This is a genomic window from Actinomycetota bacterium (assembly GCA_012837825.1).
Lineage (GTDB): Bacteria > Actinomycetota > Humimicrobiia > Humimicrobiales > Humimicrobiaceae > Humimicrobium.
On sequence record DUQM01000023.1, the window covers coordinates 1 to 5,729 of the forward strand.

At 35.2% G+C, this 5,729-nt stretch carries 2 protein-coding genes; both read left to right on the forward strand.

Features of this window, described 5'->3' with window-relative positions:
- The first annotated feature begins 85 nt into the window (after nucleotides 1-85).
- Nucleotides 86-1,777 (forward strand): Flp pilus assembly complex ATPase component TadA, encoded by a 1,692-nt coding sequence (gene tadA / locus GXZ93_02185; GenBank protein ID HHT78593.1) that lies wholly within the window; start codon nucleotides 86-88, stop codon nucleotides 1,775-1,777.
- Complete coding sequence (locus GXZ93_02190; GenBank protein ID HHT78594.1) at nucleotides 1,778-5,491, forward strand: DNA polymerase III subunit alpha; 3,714 nt, start codon at nucleotides 1,778-1,780, stop codon at nucleotides 5,489-5,491. It abuts the gene before it with no gap.
- Nucleotides 5,492-5,729: the final 238 nt, after the last annotated feature.

The following is a 5,729-nucleotide window of genomic DNA, read 5'->3' on the forward strand; positions in this document are numbered from 1 at the left end:
GCAATAATATAATATTAGTAATTTTATTAAAGACTTATTTTAATTATAATAAAAAATAATAAAATCTTTGTATCGGACATAGGAAATGATCGGAGAAGAATTTAATAACAGTAAAATTAAAATAGGAGAGCTTCTTGTAAAAAATAATCTGATTACCCAGTCTCAGCTTCAGGAAGCGCTTGAAATACAGAAAAAAACCGGAAAGAAAATCGGAGAAATACTTATTGAGGAAAACTATATCTCAGAGTATGAATTTAAAAATTTTCTTTCACTGCAGAAAGGCTACAAACAAATCAATTTATCCAAAATAAGCAATGAAATTGATGTAAAAGCATCAAATCTGATTTCGAAAGAGTATGCCTTAAAAATGAAGGTTTTTCCCTTTAAATTTGAAAACGAAATGCTTGCTGTTGCAACTCTTGATCCTCTTAATATATATCTGAATGATGAGCTCAGGATGCTTACAGGATATGAGGTGGAGCCATATATATCGACAAATAAAGATATAGAGGTTGCTATAAGGACATATATGTCTGATGAGCATAGTCTAAAAGAAGTAGAAGAGATTACAAAAGATCTGGATTTTTCCATAGAAGATGACCTGGCTGAAGATATAGATCTACAGAAAAACCCTTTGATAAGACTGGCAAATCAAATAATCTTAAAAGCCATTATGATGAGAGCCAGCGATATACATATTGAACCTCAGGAAAAACACTGTCTTGTAAGATTCAGGATAGACGGAATATTGCAGGTAATCAGAGAGGTTCCCAAAACAGTGCAGAGATTGCTTATCTCAAGATACAAAATAATGTCAGGCATGGATATAACAGAGACAAGACTTCCTCAGGATGGCAGGAGTTCATTTAACTATCACAACAGATTTATCGATCTAAGATTTGCCAGTCTTCCGTCTGTTTTTGGTGAGAATATATCAATAAGAATTTTAAACAGGGAAGAAAGCATATTTAATCTGCAGAACCTCGGTATGCCTGAAAGAGAAATGGACGTATATGGAAAGGTTATAAAACAGCCTTATGGTTCAGTAATCATAACCGGTCCTACAGGCTCCGGAAAGACATCAACTCTTTATGCAAGCCTTACCCAGATATCCACACCTGAAAAGAAAATATATACGGTAGAAGATCCTGTTGAATATAAATTTCCGCATATAATGCAGGTTCAGGTCAATCAGAAAATAGGCATGAGCTTTGCTGCAAGCCTGAGGGCTATGATGAGAAGCGATCCGGACATTATAATGATAGGGGAGATCAGGGATTATGAAACTGCCAAAATAGCTGTTGAAGCATCCATAACAGGGCATCTTGTCCTTACAACACTTCATACCAATGATGCTCCTTCAAGTGTTGCCAGATTATTTGAAATGGGGATAGAACCATATATGATTGCTTCAGCTTTAAGATGCGTGGTTGCACAGAGGCTGCTCAGAAGATTATGTCCTGCATGCAAAAAAGAAGCAGATATGTCAAATATTGTAATATCAGATGAGGTATTTTCTATTCTGAAAGACAAAAAAATCTATGAAAAAACCGGATGCAGCCAGTGCAATAATACCGGTTATCTTGGAAGAGTGGGCATTTTTTCCGTGCTGCTCGTAACTCCCAGAATAAGAAAAATGATACTTGATAAATCCGGAACTGATGCCATAGAAAATCAGGCAAGACAGGATGGAATGAGAACTCTTCTTGAGTCAGCTGCAGAAAAAGTAGCAGACGGAATTACCTCCCTTGAAGAAATGTACAGGGTGGTTTTTTAAGTGGCTAAAAAAAATTTTGTACATCTTCATCTTCACAGCGAGTATTCTTTGCTGGACGGAGCTGTCCGCGTAAAGGATCTTGTTAAAAAGGTTTCAGAACTTGAAATGCCCGCTGTCGCCCTGACTGACCATGGAGTAATGTATGGAATAATAGATTTTTATAATAATTCAGTAAAATCAGGCATAAAACCCTTGCTTGGCTGTGAAGTTTATATAGCGCCTAACGGAAGGCTGGAAAAAAAATTCAAGAAAACCGGCGATGATGAGAATTTCTACCATCTCACTCTTATTGCTGAAAATATCAGAGGTTATAAAAATCTTATGAAGATAGTAAGCAAAGGTTTTCTGGAAGGTTTTTATTACAAGCCGAGAATAGACAAAGAACTTCTAAGAGAGAACAGCGACGGCATTATAGCCTTAAGCGGTTGCCTGAAAGGGGAAATATCCAAAGCTTTTTCTTCAGGGAAGAAAGACAGGGCTCCAAAAATTTTGAAAGATTATCAGGATATCTTTGGTAAAGAAAATTTTTTTCTTGAAATACAGGATTCCGGTTTAAAAGAACAGGAAATAGTAAATAAGGCTATTTATGAACTTTCAAACTCTTATTCCGTCCCGATAGTAGCTACAAATGATGTTCATTATCTTAATGTAGAGGACAGTGTAAATCATGATGTGCTTTTATGCATCCAGACAGGTTCCACTATCAATCAAGACAAAAGGCTTAAATTTTCAACAAATGAATACTATCTCAAAGACTATGACAGGATGTCTCTTGCATTTAAGGATTTTCCAGGTTCCATAGAGAACACTATGGAAATAGCCGGAAGATGTAATCTGGAGTTAAAATTCAATCTTGATCTTATACCGCCTTTTGACGTGCCGGAAGGATTTACTCCGGATACCTATCTGGAAAAACTTTGCTTTGACAATCTTAAACAGAAGTATCCTCTGGCAAATGATGAAGTATTGTCAAGGCTGAAAATGGAACTGGATGTTATAAGGAAAATGGGATTTTCGGAATATTTTCTTATAGTATGGGATTTTGTCAAGTTTGCAAAAGAAAATAATATAAGAGTCGGACCCGGAAGAGGAAGTGCTGCGGGAAGCATTATTTCCTATCTCCTTAATATTACCGAGATAGAACCGCTAAGATACGGACTGCTTTTTGAAAGGTTCTTAAATGAATCAAGAAAAAGCATGCCTGATATTGACATTGATTTCTGTTATGAGAAAAGAAATGAAGTAATAAAATATGTTACAAACAAATACGGTCCCAGAAACGTGGCGCAGCTCATAACTTTTGGCCGTATGGCTGCCAAACAGGCCATCAGAGATGCAGGAAGGGTGCTTGAAGTTCCGTACTCGGATGTTGATAAAATTGCAAAAATGGTGCCAAATCAGCTTAATATTGCCATAGACACTGCTCTTGAGATGTCAACGGAATTAAGAGAAATATATGATAATAATGAAAAAATCAAAAAGGTGATAGATACTGCAAAATGGCTTGAAGGTATGATAAGACAGGATTCTATTCATGCTGCAGGAATTGTGATTTCATCAGAAGAGCTTTACAACTATACGCCTATCCAGAAGGAGTCTGGAGAAGATATAGTAACACAGTACGAAATGGAGCATATACAGTCCATAGGTCTTTTAAAGATGGACTTTCTGGGATTAAAGACACTGTCACTGATTGACAAAACCCTGTTTTTGATTGAAAAAGCCAAAAAGATCAAAGTTGACATAAATAATGTAGATCTCGATGATAAAAAAACTTTTGATATGCTTAGTAAAGGTGAGTGTCTTGGAATTTTTCAGCTTGAAAGTTCCGGCATGAGAGATCTTGTAATAAAAATGAGACCAACGCAATTCGAAGATCTTATAGCATTGCTTGCGCTATACAGACCGGGGCCTCTCCAGAGCGGAATGGTCAATGAATATATTGAGAATAAAAATAGCGGGAAGAAAATAAAATACATTCATCAGAGTCTTGAACCTATTTTAAAGAGCACTTACGGAATGATTCTTTATCAGGAACAGGTCATGCAGATTGCTTCAATATTTGCAGGTTTTAAAATGTCTGAGGCAGATATTTTAAGGGGAGCAATAAGCAAGAAAAAGAAAGAACTGCTTGAAGAACAGAGGATAAAATTTGTAAACGGAGCAAAAAATTTAAATAATAATCCCGATATTGCAGAGAAACTTTTTGATCTGATAAATCATTTTGCACAATATGGATTCAATAAATCACACAGTGCAGCTTATGCAATGATTTCCTATCAGACAGCTTATCTGAAAGCAAATTTTCCCGTAGAATTCATGGCAGCTCTTTTAAGCATAAGAATGGGAAGCCAGGAAAAGGTATCCCAGTATATTAATGAATGCAGGAGGATGGAAATAAAAGTACTGCCACCCGATATTAATGACAGCTTCAGCGACTTTAAGGTAGTCGGGAATTCAATAAGATTCGGCCTTTCCGCCATCAAGAATGTCGGCCTGAACGTAATAGAAGCAATAGAGGATGAGAGAAAGCTAAAAGGCTTTTTTAAGGATTTCTATGATTTCTGCCTGAGGATTGACAATAATGTATTAAACAAAAAAACACTTGAAAGCCTGATGAAAGGCGGAGCTTTTGATTCATTGGGCCATACCCGTAAATTTCTTATGGAAAACTTTGAAAAGATTGTTGAGAAAGCGCAGAAAATAAAAAAAGACAGAATGGCGGGGCAATTCTCCCTTTTTGGAGATTTAGCTGAATCAGAAGATGCTGAAGGTATTACAGAATTCGGCGACATACTTGAAACCAATGATGAATACGATGCAATAGATATGCTTAATTTTGAAAAGGAGATGCTGGGTCTTTATATTTCCAGTCATCCTTTATCAGAATATGATGATGCCCTTTCCGAATTACCTCAGATATGCTCACTGGCAGAAAAAAGTGATAATTCCGTTCAGACCATTGGAGGCATTATAACTAAAATAAAAACAATTTATACAAAGAAAAATCAGCTGATGCATTTTATTACTTTTGAGGATAAAAGCGGGAGCCTTGAACTTGTTGTTTTCCCAAGGATTGCTGAAGAATATAAAGATCTTATTTTGGAAGACAAGATACTGAAGATAACGGGAAAACTTGATAAAAAAGAATTCAGGGAAGAGATCGGAGGAAAAGAAGAGCCTGAGATTGATGCGGAAAACGGTTTTGAAGATATTGAAAAAGAAGAAGAATTCAACTCCGGCTCCATAAATGAATTGCAGAAAGAATCAAAAAAGAATTATGCGCTGAAGATAATCGTTCAGAAGATAGAAAATCTTGTAAAAAACGGAAGCAATAACATCATTAATAATAAATCTCATGAGCAGGATGTTGCTGAAAACGGGTTTATCAGCTACACAGGTGAAGAAGATGAAAATACGGGTGAAGAAAATATTTTTAAGGAAAACCAGCAGATAAAGACAGACAGAAAAGAAATAATACTGAAAATGTATAAAGATTTTTTAACAAATTCTTTTATTGATGAGCTATATGACCTGATATGTATGCATAAGGGAAATACCAGGATAAGCATTCATGTTATGAAGATAAACTCAGATAAACATGCTGAACTGGAGAAAAAATTTGTACTTCCTAAAGATTTCAATGTCGAATTCAGCAAGGATTTCATCTCAGAGATTGAAAAAAAATTTACAAACAAAATTATAATTGAATAAAAATTTTTTATCGATTTTAATAATAAAAATAAAACAAATGATATAATAACTATTTTAGTTTTAATTTTTATTTATGAACGATTGTTGCAAATATCTATCAGGAAAGACCGGCTGTTTTTATGTTTGAAAAAGAGAACAACAAACTTGAAGAAAAGCTTCCGGCAGGTTTCAGGGATATATTTCCCACAGAATCTGAGGAAAGAAATTCAATAAGAACTATAATAAAAAAAGAGTTTGA